The sequence below is a fragment of the Terriglobia bacterium genome, assembly GCA_020073185.1.
Taxonomy (GTDB): Bacteria; Acidobacteriota; Terriglobia; order Terriglobales; family Acidobacteriaceae; genus JAIQGF01.
This window is the reverse complement of sequence record JAIQFT010000044.1, coordinates 1-19,201: the sequence shown is the minus strand read 5'-3', so window position 1 is coordinate 19,201 and position 19,201 is coordinate 1. Positions and strand designations below refer to the sequence as shown.

Here is a 19,201-nt window from a genome sequence, read left to right as displayed (position 1 = left end):
CTAGGTGGTCGCCGGCTTCAGCCGCAGCGATTCGTAGGCGATTTGCATTTCTTCCACGGCAACAATTCCATCCTTGGCATTTAATACCGGGGCCTTCAGCTTCACAGGCAGGCATCCGGTCAATTCAAAGACTGCCTGTTCGCTACGGTCGGCGGCGAGCATCACTACCGTGGCGGAAGTGCGATAGCCGCCCTGCCCAGGGGTAGCCAATTTTTGAAACCACCTCCACAAATCGAAGCTGTTAGTCATGCCCCGCTTCAAACTTAGTTGTCCATAGCTCATCGGACCCGCCAGGTGCACTGGCCCGGTGTTGCGTCCGCCTTCGCGTATGGTTTTCGGTTCCAAGATCACTTCCAGCCCGTCACAATCGGAAAACGCAGCCCCACAAATCGGATTGCTCACGCCATCTACGTCCTTCAGTTCAATCAGGACTTTGAAGTTGAATGCAGTAAATGGCCGTGCAGCCGGCGCGTTCTGCTCAGTCGGTGGGACCGCCATTTAGAATTCCTCCGTAAGCAGAATTTCTCCGCCGGTCTGAATTAAACGCACGGTCAGAAACTCCAATGGGAAAGAGGGAGCTACCTTTAGCTCGACCACAAAACGTCCCTGCTCCAACATTTCCGGAGGGTTAACGGAGCTGTCGGTGATCACGCGAAATCCGTCATCCTGGAGATCGCCGGCGAATGCGCCGAGAAGAAAAAGGTTCCCCAGAATGTCCTCGAACCTGCGACGAACAATATGCTGCAGGGAGGTATCGTTCGGTTGAAACACAAATGCCATTCCATCGCGCAGGGCCAAGCGGCGCAGCAGGATCAACAAGCGGCGCACGTTGATCTCACTCACCGCGGAGTCCGTGCTGAGGCTGGATGAACTGAGACACAGGAACCCCTTCGATTGCTGGGCAACGAGGTTCACGCGCGCGTCGAAAAGGAGTTGCGCTGCTCTGTCTTCCAACCGCGGATCGACATCCACGACGCCCGCCAGAATCTGGTTTGCGGGAGCAAGCCAAGCCCCGGCAGTGATGGTGCGGTTGGCAATGCTGCCGCAAATCGTTCCGTCGGGCACGAGGGAGCGAACTGCGTCGCTGGAGTCGTCGGCGCCGTCCCGGACCAAGGTCCAGGGATGGTAGAGGGCGCCAAAGCTGAGAATGTGTTCGGTTTCTTCTGGCGCAAGTGCGCTGATCAGCCGGTCCTTGTAGTCGAGCGCGGGATCCGTCTGGTAGCCGCCGGGCAAACTCATGACCGCGAATATGTCCGCACGCGCCGCGCACAGGCGCAGCATGGCTTCGTGGATGACCAGGAGTTGGTCTTCACATGGGTTGGTCTCGGAGCTCGACGAGATCATCTGCCATTGAGTTCCGCCGTCTTCGCCGAGAGCCACCGCAGTGTTGGAGAAAGGGCTCAACTCGGCACTACGTTCGGCGGAAACCCGGAAGTAAGAGGTGCGCGTTGGGACGCGCCATATTTCAAAGGTCGCTTGCGACCCGCGATAGATGATTTCGGCGAAGTCGAAAGCCGGGTCCTCGGCCACCTCCAACTGAAAAATGACATGGCTGTCAGCACCCGACCAAGTCAGGGTGATGCGCCCGTGGTTCTTTTGGAGTTGGTCCATCACCGGGGCCTGAAGCGTCCCTGGATCACAGACTTCAAAGGCCTGCAGGGGAAGCTCGTCCGTGAGGGTGTTCGACCACGGACTAATCCCAGCTTCGCCGTTGGCCCGTACCCGGAAGTGAGCGCGTTCCGGACACCCCGTGCTTTGTAGCAGCGGCTGGGATTGCTCAGTAAGTTCCTGCCATTCGCCGGCTATCGTGGCAAACTGCGGATCGGCCGACTGCTGTAGCGTGTAACTCGTCGCGCCATCTACTTTGCTCCAGGAGAGCGTGATCTGGCCGTCCGCATCGGGAGCAGAAATGCTAAGCAAACGCGGGGCCGGGAACGTGGATTGTTGCGCGGCAACCGGGACCCATCCGCGGTGTATTGCATCCGGTAGCGCCAGCAGGCTGATCTCGCCAACCGGCAAGATTGAATGCATCTTTACCAGGGGCATACCCGGGGGTCCGCTTTCGCCCGGAAGTCGCAGCTGATATTGCTTGTGAAAAGCTTCAGTCAACAAGGTGGACACGTTAGAGTTCTTGAGATCCGGATCCAAGAACAGATCCGCACTGAAGAAAGGGCAAGAGCCGGGATTTGCAGCCGCCAACCCATCGCGCTCTAATGCGGAGCCGGCGAGTGGAGCCTTCGGTTGAAAGAAATCATCGCGTGGAAAACCAGGGACCCCCAACGGAAGGTAAACAACTGGGCCTTTGCTGTCTTCAGGTACGGCCAGTGGAAAGCGGGGATGACTGACCGCATTCCACAACTCGATACCCAGAGGCGCGCCGGCTTTGTCCGATGGAGTAAACAGTTGAGCGTCTGTCGGCAAGTAACCCAGATAGCGCGGCTGATTGGGCGCAAGCCCCAGATCGGCAAGGCGCACAATTTCACCACTGGCCTGCCGCACCCACAGCTCTAAATCTACGATTTCGACCTGGGGTAGGGACGTATAGCGTTGCACGGCCTTATTCGGGTCCAACACCCACCAAGCATCGCCTGCAAAAATTCGCACACTTTCCGGATTGCCCGGCGGCGATGAGGGCGATACGGTTGATTCATTCGCAACGCCGCGAACCGTGTCCACCAGAAGCAACAACGCGGTAGCATCGTCGGGCTGCAACGAAGAGCTGAATTGCAGGCGCAGCCATGAACCCGCCTGGATACCATCGGTACTTGACCTGGTCGTCTCCAGTACGAATTGCTCTTCTTCCATGAAAAAGCCAAATGCGATCAGGGGCGCCAAGGAAACGTCTTGCGGCTGCGTCAACCAGTCCGCTGCTTGGGGGGCGGGCAGTTGCACCAGCGCAGACGAGTCCGGCGGCGAACCGGGCGACAAGCCGGCGAAATCGGATTGAACCGCTGGTCGGAACCAAAATGCGTCAGGCCCTTTCAAAAAGCTCTGTTGGGACGGACGCGATCCCGTGTCGGGAAACGGCAGCGTCTTTACTTCTTGAATCGGAAAATAAGCAACGGCCCCGGGGACTGCTGGAGAAGTCGTTTGCGAGTCGGGAAAAACCAGCCGCAGCAAATCGCCCTCGCCAACTGGGGAAACAATTCTGGGCGGCAAAGCGACGCTATAGACGTTACTCGTGTGCCGCACCGAATCAATCGCCAGCGGCACCAAGCGCAACATCGCGTTCACCATCAGATCGTCGGACCAGGCGCCTTCCGACCGCGCCTGCGCCCAGCCCGCTTGCAGCAAGCCGTTGCCGCCGGATTGCAGCAGACCGGGAATCAGGAACCGGTTTGACTTGGCGTTGTCGTTGTCGGCGACACGCACAATCCAGCAGCGCCGTCCGCCATTGCGGAAGAATGCTCGTACCGCGGGAGGCAACTGCGCGTGTGCCAGTTCGCCACGATCGGGGTCCCAGGCCAGCATCTGATCACGCCCATAGATCTCGTGAAAACGTCCCACGTCTTCCATTGCCAGCGGAACATCCAAAGGGCCCGAGGCGGCAAACCCGACGAAGGCAGGAATATCCATGCGCGGCAGCACCTCAGGAACCGGAGGCGCCGCCGTCTCAAAATAAACGCCGGGAAGACGACTCGTGCTCATGGTAAACAGCCCGCGACGCGCTTACAGTTGCTAACCAACTTCGATGTGTTCGGAAGCAAGCACCAGCTCTTCCACCGCCACATCCGTGCCCTTTCCCGTCAGCGACGGCCCCGTGTACTTCATGGGGCGCGCGTTGGTCAGGGTCCAGGTTTGCACTTCCGTTCTTGACGGGTCCTCACTGAGCAGCGCGATGACTACGGTTTTGAGGACATCGGGCCCGGTGTTGCCTCCATCCCGCACGGCCTTCACCCAGTTATGAATCACCGTAAGATCACCCACGACACCGCGCTTCAAGGTGACGTCCGGTACCTTGTAGGACCCGTTGACCTTCATGGGTGAATTGTCGGAGTAGTTTCCGGGGCGATATTCGGCAACGTGGATTTCCGTTCCCAGCCCGAATACTTCCTGGAAGCCCGCATTGGTGCTGGTCCCGTCTTCGCCAGCGATCTTCACGCGAAAATTAAATTGACTATAGGGACGCTCACGTGGCACGGCCATAGTTCTCCTCCCACTTCAGCGTATGAATTCGTCAGGCTTGTGAGCCCACCCATTGGCCGATGCGGAAGATCACAAACTCCGCCGGACGGACGGGTGCTACACCAATCAGGCAAATCAAACGCCCGTTGTCGAAGTCGTTTTGGGTCATCGTGGAGCGATCACAGCGCACGAAGTAGGCTTGCTCGGGTTTCTCGCCCATCAGATGGTTGGATTTCCATTCGTTGAAAAGAAAATCCTCCACCGTCGTCCGCACGTTCGCCCAAAGCAAGTCGCTGTTGTTTTCAAACACGACCCACTGCGTGCCCTTGTCTATCGAGTGCTCCAGGTAAGCGAAGTAGCGCCGCAGGTTCACATACTTCCACTCTGGATCGGAACTGGCTGTCCGCGCACCCCAGAGACGGTATCCCCGGCCTTCAAAGAAACGGAAACAATTGATGCCCTCGGGATTGAGAACGTCTTGCTGCGCCTTGTTCAGCATCAGCTCAAAACCGATCGCGTCCTGGACCACCATGTTGGCCGGGGCTTTATGGACACCGTACAGAATGTCGTTATCGGCATACAGGCCAGCCACGAAACCCGCCGGTGGAAGATTGGTTTCATCCTCGGTGATGGGATCGATGACGCGGACCCACGGGTAGTAAAACGCCGCGTGAGAGGAATCCATCTTGGCGCGGAACTCACGCACTTCAGTCAGGTCATGGCCATCGATTGAATCCAGCACGGCAATCCGGTAACGCATTCTCTCGGCATGAGCAATCAGGAGTTGTGAGACTTGCAGGGTCTTGTCCTCGAAGTTGCTGTCGGAATCGTTGCGCCCGGAATAGCCAGGGGCGGCAACAATCGACACATCGCTTATGTCTTCCAACGCTTTGAGGCCGGTTTTGTTTTTGGGGTCGTCGTCCTCGCCCTCATAGCGGGCGGCGGTGGGGCGCCGGCCATCGCTGCCGCCACTCAAGCTGACAATGATTTGCCGATCCGTGTCGGCCAGTTGATCGTCGCCGAGTGTTTCCAGAATGCTGAATCCGGTTGAGCGGCCGAGTATCTTGTGCAGGCGTGCAGTTTCCGCCGCACTGCGCGGTTGCGACATCATGATTTGGGCGATTTCTGCCCCGTTCTTGTACTCCTGGTCAGGATCGAAGATGAGGGGAAGTGTAAGTGCCATCGACCGGCTGTTCAGATCTTTGGCGAAGAACTGGCTCAGAGATTCAGGATGGTCAGGATGAAATGTGAGATTTTGGAAAGAGTCGGTCCGGGGAAACCTGCCGGGATAATTTATCTGCACGCCGACCGTCACCACTCGCACCAGCGTCACGCCTGGAATAAAGTCTTTTAGCTCCAGTGTGCCGGAAGGACTTCCAACACTGCTACCGTGGAAGCGCCAGCTCCACTGGTTGGGGACGACAGTCGTGTCGAAATACTTTTCCGCCCAGTAGACGTCTCCGAAGGGACCTGTGGTCGAGGGAGAAGCAGTCGCGTCTGAGATCCATACCAAGTCATTCATGTTGACCCCGCGCAGCGCCGGATCCTTCGGCGAGGTCGGATTGACAGGATCGTGAGGCACCCCCGTAAGCACGTTCTTGGTAACGTGCACGGTGAAAATAAGGCCGATGTTCCTGGTCGCGTCGCCCACCAGGCCGCCAGGATAGCGGGCCTGCAGAGAGATGGAGGGAGAGGGCGATCCCGCGATCGCATCGGTGATCGCCCCGGTGGCATAGGCCGAGTCCGGAATCGCGGAAACAGATTCGGGCGGCTCAAAAATTCGCACCACATAGAGCCGCTTACCGCCGTTGTCAAAGAAGGAGCGCACACCCTGGGCCAGATAGTTGACGGACTCGCCAGTGTCGGTAAATTCCAGTTCGTCCAGGCCGTGATAGATCCGCTCAAAGTCGGCGAAGCTGGTGAGCAGTTCGGGCGGGCCGCCCACGGGGCCAAACCGCGCGGGACCGACAAAGCCCGCCGTGCTCGTGCTGACGCCTTCAATGCTCTTCGAGCGAAAGCTTACTTCTTCCACGTAAACGCCTGGAGCTAGATACTCAGGCATGATTTGCCTCCTAAGGCGAAGTTGCCGTTTGAGAAATCAGTAAGACTGGAGACAACTCTGCAGGGTTGGTCAGAGTTGTGCGCAGAACAAGATCTTCCCCATATGTCAGAACCCCGGTCCATTCCGCGACCGGCGGACCTGCTTCCGTTTGCCAAATAAGCGCCGGATGTTGTCCATCGAGAATGCTTTTCAAACTTGGGATTTCAGCCCATGGCCATTCCACATCCGGGGTGTCCGCCAACAACAGCCGAAATCGGGAGGGCTCATAGAGCACATGCACGCTGACCGGCCAAGTCATGCCAGAAGGCGAACCTTGTCCGCTTCCCGGAGGCGAACCCAGGCTCAGTCTTCGTACCAGCGGAGAAGGAAATGTGACTAAGGCACGCCCTTCATCGTCGGCAATGCCGGTCCAGGTTTGGCCGTCCAGTGTGACCCGTACTGCGGCGTACCTGGCAGGCTGATCGTGGGCAACATCCCGCAAATTGGCACGCACCGCTGCCATGCCCACAGCGACTGGACGAGTAGGGGCGGAAAACAGATAGGCACGTGCATCGATGTCTGCCGGACTTCCAGTCCCCTTGCTCAGGAACAGCCCACGATAGGGCAACGGCAGATCTACTCCAAACAGTGTGGGAAGAAAGCGGCCAAGAGGGTCGTTTGCCGTGATCACGAAATTCAAGGTCAGCGGGGGGCTCGACGCGGCTGAGTTCGGGCCAGGTGGCGGATACTCCACATCGTGCAATCCCGGCAGACCCTGGAAACCATAAAAGCCGGAACCGGTACGAAAAGCCGTAGTCGGCGGGTAGCTTGTTCCGGGCCGCCGCGCAACCACTTCGAGTCCGCCCTCAATCGGCTTGTCCAAAGCGAAATCCCAGAACTGGATGCCCAGTGTGGTGAACACACTGCGTCTCTCCAAGGCGAGTCCTGGGCCGGCGGTGAGGGTCGAGCTTGCCATTTCCTTTTCCTCGATCAGCCCCTGCTCCGGTAGTCTGCAATCCGTTCTTGCACCGGAATTCCCAGCGGCGCGATCGTAACGGCCGATTCAATCTCAATCATTCTCGCCTGGTAAGGCACGGAAAGCTGGTACACGTGGTTGATCATGACCTCCCAGACATGGAACATGTCTTCTACGCTGAGTTCCGTGAGACCCACATCCACTCCCTCGTCCGGGCGGAAGACATTGGGCTGGTAAGCGTTTAGCACGCTGGGGGGCAAGGTCGAGTTGTCTTCCATCACTCGCATCATCCAGCCCGCAATCTGGTGCTGCAGAGACGCCTTCTTTGCCCACGCGGTCAACAGAAAATGCAGATCCAACGGCAGCTTCGTGGCCTGACGGCGGCCATCCGGCAGCAACCGCCCAGCGGGAGTGCGGTAATTTCCGTTCTGATAGACACGATAGAGAAACAGGGAGACACCTTCCTCCATGGGCCGATTGAAGTCCTCCGCTACATACACCTGAAAGTCCAGCGTGGCGCCATTGAAGTCGGCGGGATCGTAATTTGAACGTAGCAACCGCACTACCGCTTCACACGTACTGGCAATCGCCTGGGTAGTAGCCATGGTCCTGTTTCGTTTCTTTTACCTTATTGCTCCGCTTTCTCAAGAAAGCGTTCGATGGCCCGCGGTTGTTCCTGGTTGAGCCGGAACACTTCTGCGGAACGCGCCACCGCTTCTCGTACCAGCAATCCTTCAGAAACCAATAAAGCCAAAGCTCGCGTGACTTGCTCGAGGCCGCTGTGGATTCTCTCGTCCAGCAAACGAAAGTGCGCGATTCCTTCCATGGTGTCGGCTGCGCCGGGATTGCGGGCGAAATATCGCAGAATCTCCCGCGCGACCTCGCGATCGGCTTCCGAATGTTGGGGTGCCAATGAAATCCCCGGTTGCACTCCTGCTGCACGAGCGAGGCCAACCCGCGAGGTCATCCGCAATCCGCAGTGCGGAAAAGAGATCGCCTCGCGCGGCGCGCTTGTCAGCTTGAGTGAAGAGACCTGACCGACCCGGGCACAACGAAGTTGGCGGACGGAACTAGTTGAAAAATCGCGGTGTGGATGCGGGAGCTGAAAGTCCCAGCAGTAGGACAGAAAAATCCCTGTGGAAATCGTTATGCGAAATTGCGGCGGTCGATACCGTAACGCTTCACCAGCCTGCCGAACACGCGACGGTCCTTGCAAGCAGCCTGCGCGGCGCGGGTCACGTTGCCGCCGTTTTTGCGCAGGACTTCCTCCACGTAGGCCTTTTCAAACTTCTCGATGGCGAGGGACCGTGCCAAACGGAAATCATTGCGCGCGGCATCCTCTTCGCATGAAACTACCGGCAGTCCCAGGTGAGCAGGAAGAATAGGAGCTCCAGAACAGAATGCAACTCCCCTTTGCACCACGTTATGCAGCTCGCGAACGTTCCCTGGCCAATCGTAGGCATCGAGCACCCGCAAGGCTGCCAAGGTCAGTTTGGTTGCCGGAGTGGACGAAGATATCCTTCCAAGAAAGTGTTGGACCAACAAGGGAATATCGCTGCGCCGTTCGCGTAGCGGCGGAAGACGCAAGGGCAACACATTCAAACGAAAATAGAGGTCGGAGCGGAATTGTCCCTGACGGACGCAATGCTCGAGGTCGCGATTGGTAGCTGACACCAGCCTGAGATTCGCGCGGTAAAAGGTCTGCGCTCCCAGCGGGCGGTAGATGCCTTCCTGGATGAAACGCAGAAGCTTGGCCTGGGCCGCCAGAGGAAGAGAGTCCACTTCGTCGAGGAACAAAGTCCCTCCGTCGGCCATGGCGGCTAGCCCTTTTTGCTCGCAATGCGCGTCCGTGAAAGCGCCGCGCACATGTCCAAAAAGTTCGCTCTCTACAAGATTTTCCGGAATTGCACCACATTCGACAGGAATAAATGGGCCGGCGTGACGCTCGCTCAGGCTGTGGATGGCGTGAGCACAGAGTTCTTTTCCGGTTCCGGTTTCTCCTAACAGCAGGACGGGCGCGGAACTGGCCGCGACGTTCGGAATGGCGCCAATTGCAGCCACGAAGGCCGGATCATTTCCCACCAACTGGGAGAGTCCCAACTCTTGTCTGAGTTTCTGGCCGGCCAGGAGTATTTCATCGGTGGGGGCCTTCATGATCCTGACCGCCCGGTACTCCAGTTCCTCGGCCCTCACCGGCGAAAGCACGAAGTCATCCACCAACTCTGCTGCGGACCTCACCATACGCGGGTCCCACGCGAGCGGGAGCACAGCCAGGGTCGGGGTTTTCAGCCGCTGTTCGCGCAGCCAACTGAAGAAACTCATTGGCCTCGCCGAAGCTTGCGCAGCCACGAAGATCACTAACTCCACACTCAAACGGTTCAGATCGGGAGGGGCTACCAGATTCCAGATTTCCCGCTTGCAGTCGAAACCACGTTCGCGAGTCAGATAACTCTGCACGCCGTCCGCTGGGGCGGCAGGTTCGTCCTCGATAAGCAATAGTCGGCGCAACGTTCTTACCTCATCGGACACCGCACACGGACCAGATAAACAGGAGTCGGCTCGACATGCACATCCCTTGTTGCGCGGCAACGGGCGTCCGGAAGCCCTGCTCTGTCCCGCAACTGTGGTGGTGACCAAACAACGGGCGTCTGGTCACATCGCGGAACGTAAGCGCCAGGCAAAAACATCGTAACTAGCCAGATGGGCGCGGGACGTCGGTTGCTCCCGCCCAGAAAAAATTTCCATCCAGATCCGAATACCAAGTGGAATTGCCATTCACGCGCTCGCCGTCGTTCGTGAAGCCAGAAACTCGGACCACCGCATTAGCCGGGAGCACGCGGATAATCGGACTGAGTGTGCTGGGTCGCGTGCCGCGCACGCGCACATTGGCCAGCACGCGAACGGAAGTCTGAGCGGGAATGCCGCCCGCACTCGCTGTCGGTACATTCTTAATGAATGTGTCAAGGTCAATCCAGTCGCCAGGACATGTCTTGGAGGCACGGATCTCGCGGTGTCCGATAATGTGGCTGCGGTCAACAGAAATGTTCCAGCGCCGCGCGATCTCGCCCACGAGCGCAGAACTGGTGGCTACTTGAGCGTCCGTCCAGGCATCTTCCTTACCTGGGAGACCCTCGTGCTCGATGCCAATGGTGTAGTAGTTCGGGTTGACGTTTGGCTTGATCAGCGTCCACGTAGGCCTCACCACGATTCCCGCGCGAAAGGCGGTGTCGGATTCGTCGACGTACTGGTGGACTTCCCCGTTCTTGCCCACGCCGTAGTGCGCTGAGACGCGTGAGTTGGGATCATTGAAGTGCTGGTCGGCACTGCGAAGGGAGCCGACAATGATGTGGATGACAATCGCCTCGGGACGATAGGGCGAGGGCCGGCCCTTGCTGAAGTTCGTGGCGGCACAGCCAATCCAGGTCTTCTCCATGGCAGCCTCCTATCCAACCAGCGCAGGATCGCCCTGTTCCCCACGCAACCACTCCGGCATCTGGCTGCTTCCTGTTTGGGCCGCGTCTGAGGCCTGTGCCGCGGTCTCGGGCGTGGTCGAACGCGCCGCACGTTGCGCATCGTCTTTCTGGGCCGCAAGCGAGCGAAGCTGGAGCAGAGTGGCCAACGCCTTGTACCAGAACGGCGCCCCGAGACTCAGCAGAACTGCGGCGACAAACATTCCCAACAACTTACTGAATGAAAAAGTCTGGTTCCACCGCAGGCGCCAATGGTCGAGACTGTCCGGGAACGGCACCAGTTCGTTGGTGGCGAGAGCGGCATTCGCCTTGTTGATCCGGTCTCGCAATTGCGCAACCTGCTCCTTGACAACGACAGCATCCGCCTTGGTCTTGTCGTCATTGGAACTGGATAGGGCGGTTGAGTCCTTCTGCATCTGGAGCGCGGCCGGAGCGACTTGCTCGACGATGGCTTTCCTGGCGGCGTCGTCCAGATTCAGGCGGTTGACCAGCGCAATCGCATCCAACTGTAAGACCAGCACGACCAAGACCGCAACTCCGTAAGTTACGGCGCGCATATAAGCCGTGAACCGCTCACTGACTCGGTCAATGGTGCGGTCGAACCAGGTATGCACACCGCTGACGAACTTACTCTCCGCCTCCTGGATAATGGCAATTCTCTGCCGAACGTCAGCCGCCAGCTCGGGATTGTTACGTTCGATCTGCAACGCGAGCTCACGAATGCGCGCCAGCGTTTCTTCGGGCTTCGGTATACCGTTGTTCGCCAGCAAAACGCGGAGCGCTTTCTGGTCCGGGTCGGCGAGGCTGATGACCTGCCCGGACTTGTCGAGTCCGCTGCTGCCGTCACTTTGACCAGCCAGTTCGAGCAACAGCTTGACGAACTCCTCACGATGAACCACCGACCCAAGCCGGCCGGTCGCAGTCTTCAACAGCGGGAAACATAGCACCTTGTCGATGATCCGGCGAGCGACATCCTGTTCCAGCTTGGGATCGAGCTGACGCAGCAACTCGGAAAGCCCGGTGCGCAGGTGTTTTCCGCGCGCGTTGACGAGCATCATCAAGAAATGAGTAATCGCCATCACGATCATGCTGGCCAACAGCATGACGGTCGATACACCGATCAGAACATCCAGTGATTTCAGCACAGTCTCACCTCCGTTTCCGGTACGCGCTACAACGACACCAGCCGTTGCTGGACGACGACATCGCCGGGATTCGGTACTGTGTCGAGCGGCGGTAATGGTTTGCCGTTTTGCATCACGTAGAGCGACAGCATGGCCGTCGGAGCGGTGACATTGAGATCGGGACACAACGCCTGCGCGACCGCAGCCATCAAGAGCGGGCACAGGGGGCGGATGGCGTCACCGGTATACACATCCAAGTCGTTGAACGTAGAGGTGGCGTGCTCCCCGAACCGGGTGAGGACTTCGACAGCGCGCGAGGGCGACTGCCTGCTCTTCGGGTCGAGGAAGGCGAGCATGTCCTCCGCGGCTTGCTTGGCGCCCGTAATCAGCATCGATTCACAACGCAACAAACTGACCAGCCGCTGGTCAGCGAACCCGTTCAGGCCTGACGCCATCGTCTGGAGCGCTCCCGCGCTTTGCGGCTCGTAGTAACCGCGAACCCCGCTCAGTTCTGGCTGGCCGCGGAGCACGTCCTGAATCTGCTCCAGAACGCGCGCCAGATTGGCGGTGGTGTGCGAATCACGCACAACCGCTTGGCGCAGATCAGGCTCGAGATAGTCCCAGTAATCCTGCGTGTCCTGGTTAAAGCGCAGAGGGGAATCGAATGCGATGTTGGTGGATACTGGAATCGCCTTGCAGACCAGGAGTGCGGTCGAGGCGGCGAGGTCCGTATAGCGGCGAGGGTCCGCGAAGTGATACGAGTAGATCAGGTTGCGTACCGTCGCTTGGATGGAGCGCGACATCGCGGGATACCGGCGGCGAGTATCTTCCGGCCGGAGCCTGAGCCAGAACGAAGCTGTCTCGGGCGGCAGGTTGATCTCGAGTCGCACGCGGGTGTCACCAAAGTTGTCCGTACCGTTGAACGACTTCTGGTCAATGTACTTGTCCAGGTCGCCGATCCACTCGGAGAAGGAACCTGCGTCCACGTTGCCGTGGAACAGCATGGGGAAGTAGGCGTCCACGTAGGGTTTCAATTGCCAGACCACGGCAGGACGCCTCATCTTTGGCTGTTGAAACACGTAGGAGTAATTGCAAGACACGGATGGCCTGCCGTACGTGCGGACTGCACCGCTGGCATAGAAGGCAGCGACGGCAAGACGGCTGTCGCGGCGATTGCGGGCGGTAATGGCGTCTTCGGCTTTCAGTTCATAGACGAGGACGCGTCCGTCCGCTTCGTCCACGGCTCTAGCGGTGGCCAGCGAGCTGATGATTTCGTCCGTCGTACTGGAGTAGAAGGGCAGAGAGACTTCGACGTGCCATTGCCGCTGCGTGTTATGGGTCAGCACACCGGCATGCAGGGTGACGCCGGTAGCTTGCCGCAGGAGCAACTCGTCGAAACTTCCGCGGAGCGCGTCGCCGAACCGTAGTGCGGCATCCTGCTGGTTCAGATCGAAGCTGACATCGAGAAGGGCGCTGGAGGCGTCGGCGGACTGGTACTTGGCAGCGATCGAAAAGCCATAGCTGTGGTTCAGCGCCTTCACGGCCTTGTCGTAGAACGAGGGCGCCTGCTGCAGGATGGAGTGGATCAGTTCGCGCGCCTTGGCGAGCGCAGGGATATTGTCCACCGGGCCCAGCAGCGCGGTGAGCTTGGCGACGAGCCAGGCATTCACCTTGGAGGCGTCATTGGCGCGAATCGCGTCTTCGATCTGATCCAGGTTCAGCCGCTTGGTGATTGCGCCCTGTAAGCGCATGAGCGTATCCTGCAACGCGCTGCCGTCGAGAATGGCGGCGGTCTTGGCGGCGACATCCTGAAGCTCGCGGAACTCGTGGATGCCGGTGAGCGCGCTCAGCACGGCGCCCTCGGCAGCCGACTCCAGCCATTTCCCTTCCGCCGTATTGAAGAAGTCCACATGGCTGAGTTGCGCCTCGATCAGCTTCCGCACGGTGTCCTGATTGGTGGTGGAAATCGCGGCTGCGATGTTCGCGACATTTTTCAAAGCCGCCTGGTCGGGTATGTGTGCCCAGATACTCGCAGCCACTTTCTGCGGCAGGTCGTCCCATCTTTGCAGCACCGCGAGCAGTTGCTTGCGGGCGGCGTCGAACGATGCGTCAGGACTCTTGCCGGTAACTTCCTGTACAAGACTCTTGACCTCGTCAATGGAGAGCTTGGCCAGTTCACCGGACAGCGGCTTGTTGGGATCGGTCCAATCTTCAAACACCTTAAGGTCTTTCACGACCTGGAGGCCGTGAACGCCAAAAACCGCCTGCACGAAATCCGTGAACTTGTCCGGGGTGACGGTCTCGCTGGTGGTAGCGTTCACGCCGCCGTCAAAAGAGAAGCTCCAACCCTTCTTTGCGACCTTAAACAGCCGCAAGCGAACCGAGCCGGGATCCGCAGCTTCGCGTGAAACCACCAGTGCGAATTTGCCATTGGCGTCAAAGCCCAGGGCGACCGAGATAGCGGCATTGAGTTTCAGGCCGACATCTCCTGCCAAGCCGCCGATCTTCAGTTGCCGCACCCAGTTGAAGTCGTATCCATACGAGGCGGCCAGCTTAGTTTCGATTTTTCCGTCTACCTCGGTAATCAACCAGGTATCCAGGGCGAGATCATTCGGCCCGCGGACGGCAGCAGGCATCTTCCAGTTCTCGACTGTACCTTGCACAACCAGGAACGCATCCGTGTCAGTCCTGAAACGGCGCACCACGCCAAAAACTGCTTCGTGACTGCCGTCCACGCCAAACGTCACTTTGGCAGGCGCGGCCAGCGCGACCGATCCTGCCACCGACCCACTCAGGTCGTATCCCCAACGAAGGAGACAATACCCCCACCCGGTCTCGTTAGGCAGCAACAAGCCGCCGCCTAATTCCGTGGCGATGCCGAGATCCGATACCAGTTTTGACCCCTCGCTGTAGAGTCCGATTCCGGCGTAGGCGCTGGCGGTACCGCTGAACTGCACCTGGCCGGCGGATGAGCCCAGCTTGATGGGTTCGCCGGTGGTAGCCTTCGCGCTGATCTGGCCGATGCCGACCTGCCACTTGGGAAAAGGCTTGTGGCCCGCGATCGCCACCAGGGAGCCCGCGTCTCCGCCAACCGTGATTTCCACCGGGCCTGCCTTGAAGCTCTTGGCAAGTGGCTCTGCTCCGTTGCTCATGATCGCCTCCGCTCCGCGCGCGGGAGGTTTCAGATCCCGCTCCCGCTCGGTCCAGAAAGGTCCTGGGCTGCGCGCCTAACGAACCGCACCAGCCGCCGGTTTGGCCGGTGAGGGCTGAAGGATTTCGTCAGCCCTGATTAACTGCATCGCCGCAGGCCGGGTCTCTTTGCCAGCCTCGAGGGCTTTCGTTTTGTGAATCTTGTCGGCGATGCACTCGTGGTAAATCGCAAGCGCCGACACAGTAGATTCAGCCTTGTATGCTGGCTGCCGGGTCGAGAGCGATTGCCATGCGGCATAAAAAGGACACAGAAATGGGCCTGGCTTTTCCCCCTGTATCAGGCGACCGGCACGTTGGCTCTGTTCAACCTGAGCAGAATGTTCAAAGAAGGGGCAATACCCGCGTCCCCCTGCATTGAGTGGCTGCCGCCACGCGATTTGCGGGATCTTTCGACCGATCAAGCCTTTCATGCTGGTCTTCAGGATGTTCGATGTGGCTGGTCCGGAGGATTCGATCAGCTTCGCGAAGGTCTGGAAGCATCCGTCGGCGATCGACTTGCGCACCCGCGACGGCTTGAAACCGGTGGAGCGGCAAAATGCAAAGGTAGGATTCAGGTGATCCGAATCGGACGGAAAAACCGCCATGGTGGCAGCGTCAACAATGCCGTCCACGAATGCGGTGTTGCTGGGGCTACGATAGGCGCTGGCCGGGTCCAACAGCAGTTCGAGTTGTTCGTGAATCCGCTTCGACGAATCCTCGAAGGAGCGGATCTTTACGTTGTTCGCCAGCAGCTTTGAGCGCTTGGTGATGGCGATCAGATTATCAAACGGCCCGTCTCCGTTTTCGTCTTCCTCGGCGCGAATGTCCAGTGAGCCCACGATGAACAGGTCCGGGGCCTTGTGGCGTCGCCGCAAAAACTCGATTGAATCCAGGTTGGCTGCTTCACGGTGTTCCCGTTGGATGTCGGCGAGGACTTCGATTGCCGGGATGAACGGTAGATTGTCGAACATACCGCCATCGGAAAACTGCCTTTCGAACTCTCCTGTCGCCGGGAACACATCGCTTTCGCGGCGCGGCGAGAAAATACAGGGAAACGCGCTCGAGGCCAGCGCCGCTTGCACGAAGTCGTAGGATCCCGGAAGCCTGACCTCATGCCGCCCGAGAATGACACACTCCTCCCGGCCGATATCGGACGTCGTGGCGAAGAACCCGATGTTGCGGAAGGGCTGTTGCCTCTGAAGGTCGATTTTCATTGCTTCGCCCAGGAGAGTGCGTGCCGTCGGCTCTAGTAACGAGGTGCCGATCACCGCTGTGCTGATGCCCAGTCTGCCGAGTGAATTCTCTTTCAACTGCTGCAGCAGCGTGTTGACCGCGCCAGTCACCTGCCCGGCGACGAACTGCGCCGCAATCACCGCGGTCTGCTTCTGGGGAATCATGGTCAACTCAGAAATTGCGTCGATCAGCGGCGCCGGCGCACCCACGATCGCAAAGCTCGAGTCGGAGCGCGATCCTTTCCGGATCCGGTTGCGGATCTGCGCGGACGATAGCCGAATGCCGCGCGCGCGAATCCCAAGTTCACGGGTGGCGCTCTTGAATTGTCGTGTGAACGCGATGCGTTCATCAACGTGCAGAAACACGTCGATGATGTTTCCGAGAAGGATCAGGGCCTGCTCGTACTCGGGCACCGTAAGCAGAGCGCCCAGTGCACCTCCCATGAGCGTACCCACGGAAGCTCCAACGATCATCTGCGGGCGGATCTGCGCGCTGAGCATGCACGCCAGCATGCCTGCGTGGAACGGGCCGCGGAACACACCCCCGCTGGCCAGCAGTATGATTCGCGGCTGCTCGCCGGTTAACATCGGAAATCTTCTGATGAGATCTTCGCTTTCTCGCGCAGGCCGCTCCTGTTTCGCTTCCAAAACGGCGAGCGTACCCGTGCAGGCGTTGCACACCTCCGGTAGCCCGGCCGACCCTCCGAACTGGGCGCGCCGTGGGGCAACGGCGGCCCTGAGCTGCGTGCAGGCGACGCATTGATCGGGTTGCGCCAGCCGATTGATCTCGTCGCCGTAAAGCGCCTCCATCGTTCGGCGGCAGCCTTGCGCCGTGACCTTCAATAGCTCGTCGGGCTTGGGGCTCATCGGGTTCTTGAAAGTGATGTCGCCTTCCGGGCAGATCTTGCCGGCGTAGATGTTGCGCACATCCGGAGACCGCGCGCCGGTGCGAGTACGGATCTCTTCCTCAAGTTGAGCGGTGAAGTTGGTCTGCAATACTTCGAGCTCAGTGTCCCTGCGCTCCTGGAGGCGCAGCGCCTTCATGCCAACATCCACGATGTCGTTCGCCCTGCGCTGGTCCTCACGGCCGGAACCGGCGACCGGGTGCGTGTACACCACGTGGATGCTGGGGGCTTCTCGTCTGGACAGAAGCTGGTCGCCAATCGCAGGATGTCGCTTGAGGAACATGAATAGCGCCGGAATCGGGTTCTTGCGAATCACGGCGCCATCGACGAGGTCAATCCTTTCCGGGGCACTTGAATCGTTGCCTGGCCTGCCCGGTTCCGGCGTCGGTTTCACCCAGTTCGACTGTGTCTGGGGGGAAAGCCCCAACGGCGAAAACAAGCCCGGCAGCGCGACGCAGGCTGACAGCGCATCGATGAGCGGGGTTCCCTCGGTCGCCCACAATTGCGTGGCCACCACCTTTTGGCTCAGTTTCTGCAATGGCGCGGCAACCAGCACAAGGGCCATGGGATCGTAGCTGAGCTTTGGGGAAACGCCTTCGCTTCCAAACAGCCGGGTGAGGCGAATGCGAAGGTGAAATTCGTGTACCAGGTGACTCTCAAGTTTGACGCTGCTAAAGATTTGCTTCGTGAGAAAGCGTGTCGGCCACCATGATGACTTCCCGCGTGTCGTGGGTTCCAACCGGTAGAGGCGAGACAGAGAGTTGCGAAACGCATTCCACCGATAGGCACGATCCTCGCTGCGCACAATCCACGATTTGAATGCGCGCCAAAGCACCCATATGGCGGCTACGATGGCAGCGGCGATGAGCAGGTCTCGCTCGTGGCGGACTGCAAAATGGAGCGCTGCCGCTCCGGCTCTACGCAAAATGCGCCCATAGTGGTAAACGCGGGACCACACGTCCCGCACGAACAGCCTTGGATGCGCAGATCGCGACCTCACCCAAGGGACCACACGTTGCACCCATCGGACGAAGATGTAGGCAGCCGGACCGAACAGGGCGGAGGATATCAATGCGGCGATGGACCAAGTAATCCAACCGAACAACGGACGCCGAAATTCCAACCTGTGCCACCGGTTTGGATGGAATCGGCGCTCCGGAAACCACTGCGGACAGACTGCTGTATGCACGGTAAGAACGAAAAACACGATGAGGACTTGCCAAGCATAGGCGAGGACGCGGAGAGTCTTGGGTTGTGGGTAGTTCTCCTTGGCACGCACCCGCGCTACCATCAGGTCCGCGATCCGGCCGATACTGAGCGGCAGCCGGGACAGCCAGTTGCCGGCTTTGACGAAGAGATATAGCTCTTTACGCGCCTCGAGTTCCAGACGCTCAAACTCGGCCTGCGCTTCCGGATTTTGGAACAGTGCGGGAGTGGGATCCTTGACCGGCGGCATGTCGGCGTAGAAGTCGGACTGGTCAGGCAGGCCGTCCCAGATCACACTCATCGGCTCGTTGATGAGCAGGTCGAGATACTTGCGATACCACGTCCAGCGAGCGATCTCGCGCTCAATTCCCGCTTTGGCTTTGGCAAGATCCTGATAACAACGTTGCAGTGCAGCCGCGTTAATTGCGCCTCCCGAAATGCCGGCAGCCACCAACGGGGGAGCACGATCGGAGGCGAGATAGGCGTGGACCACGCCCGCACCGAACGCAATCCCGTTTGCGCCGGCGGTGAAACAAACGGCGTCCCGCTGCCCTGCAGCAGGTTTCTTGTTCGTGATTGGCACCGGCGGCAACCTCCGCCCTGCAGGTTGCGCACGGTAAATCCAAGGAGGTCACCTGGCGCGTAAATCTCGATCTTGTTCCACTTTCGGAACAATGGAATCCCGCGCTGATGGGCAGCGTTACGCTTATGTCACTAGCGGACGCCGGTTTGGAGAGCGTCCGTAAGACACTGAACTGATTAGAGTTGGTGGGCGGGGAAGGGATCGCTTACGGACTAATGCAACTAGGAGTTCCCCCGGCTCTGCCGGGGAGGCTCCCAAAGTTTGACAGTTCCGGGAGTATGCCGTCGCATTGTTTGCGCGTGCGATTGAGCAGCGTGTGCGTGGCGGTTTTGCAAGCGCACAGCTTTCAC

11 protein-coding genes are annotated in these 19,201 nt (G+C 59.2%); all 11 read right to left on the bottom strand.

The annotated features are described in order from the left end of the window. A complete protein-coding gene (locus tag LAN64_15070; GenBank protein MBZ5569158.1) occupies positions 1-498 on the bottom strand; it encodes a phage tail protein in 498 nt (165 codons plus the stop codon). Continuing rightward, a complete protein-coding gene (locus LAN64_15065) occupies positions 499-3,648 on the bottom strand; it encodes a hypothetical protein (protein MBZ5569157.1) in 3,150 nt (1,049 codons plus the stop codon). Between the two features lie 30 nt (positions 3,649-3,678). After that, a complete protein-coding gene (locus LAN64_15060; GenBank protein ID MBZ5569156.1) occupies positions 3,679-4,146 on the bottom strand; it encodes a phage tail protein in 468 nt (155 codons plus the stop codon). 31 nt (positions 4,147-4,177) lie between these two features. Next, a complete protein-coding gene (locus LAN64_15055; GenBank protein ID MBZ5569155.1) occupies positions 4,178-6,187 on the bottom strand; it encodes a phage tail sheath subtilisin-like domain-containing protein in 2,010 nt (669 codons plus the stop codon). A 10-nt stretch (positions 6,188-6,197) separates the two neighbouring features. Continuing rightward, on the bottom strand, positions 6,198-7,088 hold the full coding sequence (locus tag LAN64_15050) for a hypothetical protein (GenBank protein MBZ5569154.1): 891 nt from the start codon (positions 7,086-7,088) through the stop codon (positions 6,198-6,200). Positions 7,089-7,156: 68 nt separating this feature from the next. Further along, the gene (locus LAN64_15045; protein ID MBZ5569153.1) at positions 7,157-7,747 is read right to left on the bottom strand and encodes a DUF4255 domain-containing protein; all 591 of its coding nucleotides are present in this window, start codon (positions 7,745-7,747) and stop codon (positions 7,157-7,159) included. Positions 7,748-7,770: 23 nt separating this feature from the next. Beyond that, entirely contained in the window at positions 7,771-8,109 is a 339-nt protein-coding gene (locus LAN64_15040) for a hypothetical protein (protein ID MBZ5569152.1), read from the bottom strand. Positions 8,110-8,288: 179 nt separating this feature from the next. Continuing rightward, positions 8,289-9,650 carry a sigma-54 dependent transcriptional regulator gene (locus LAN64_15035; protein MBZ5569151.1) on the bottom strand — a complete coding sequence of 454 codons (1,362 nt, stop codon included), beginning with the start codon at positions 9,648-9,650 and terminating at the stop codon, positions 8,289-8,291. 184 nt (positions 9,651-9,834) lie between these two features. Further along, on the bottom strand, positions 9,835-10,575 hold the full coding sequence (locus LAN64_15030; GenBank protein MBZ5569150.1) for an N-acetylmuramoyl-L-alanine amidase: 741 nt from the start codon (positions 10,573-10,575) through the stop codon (positions 9,835-9,837). A gap of 1,208 nt (positions 10,576-11,783) precedes the next feature. Next, a complete protein-coding gene (locus tag LAN64_15025) occupies positions 11,784-14,888 on the bottom strand; it encodes a hypothetical protein (protein ID MBZ5569149.1) in 3,105 nt (1,034 codons plus the stop codon). Positions 14,889-14,963: 75 nt separating this feature from the next. Further along, the gene (locus LAN64_15020) at positions 14,964-18,851 is read right to left on the bottom strand and encodes a patatin-like phospholipase family protein (protein ID MBZ5569148.1); all 3,888 of its coding nucleotides are present in this window, start codon (positions 18,849-18,851) and stop codon (positions 14,964-14,966) included. Positions 18,852-19,201: the final 350 nt, after the last annotated feature.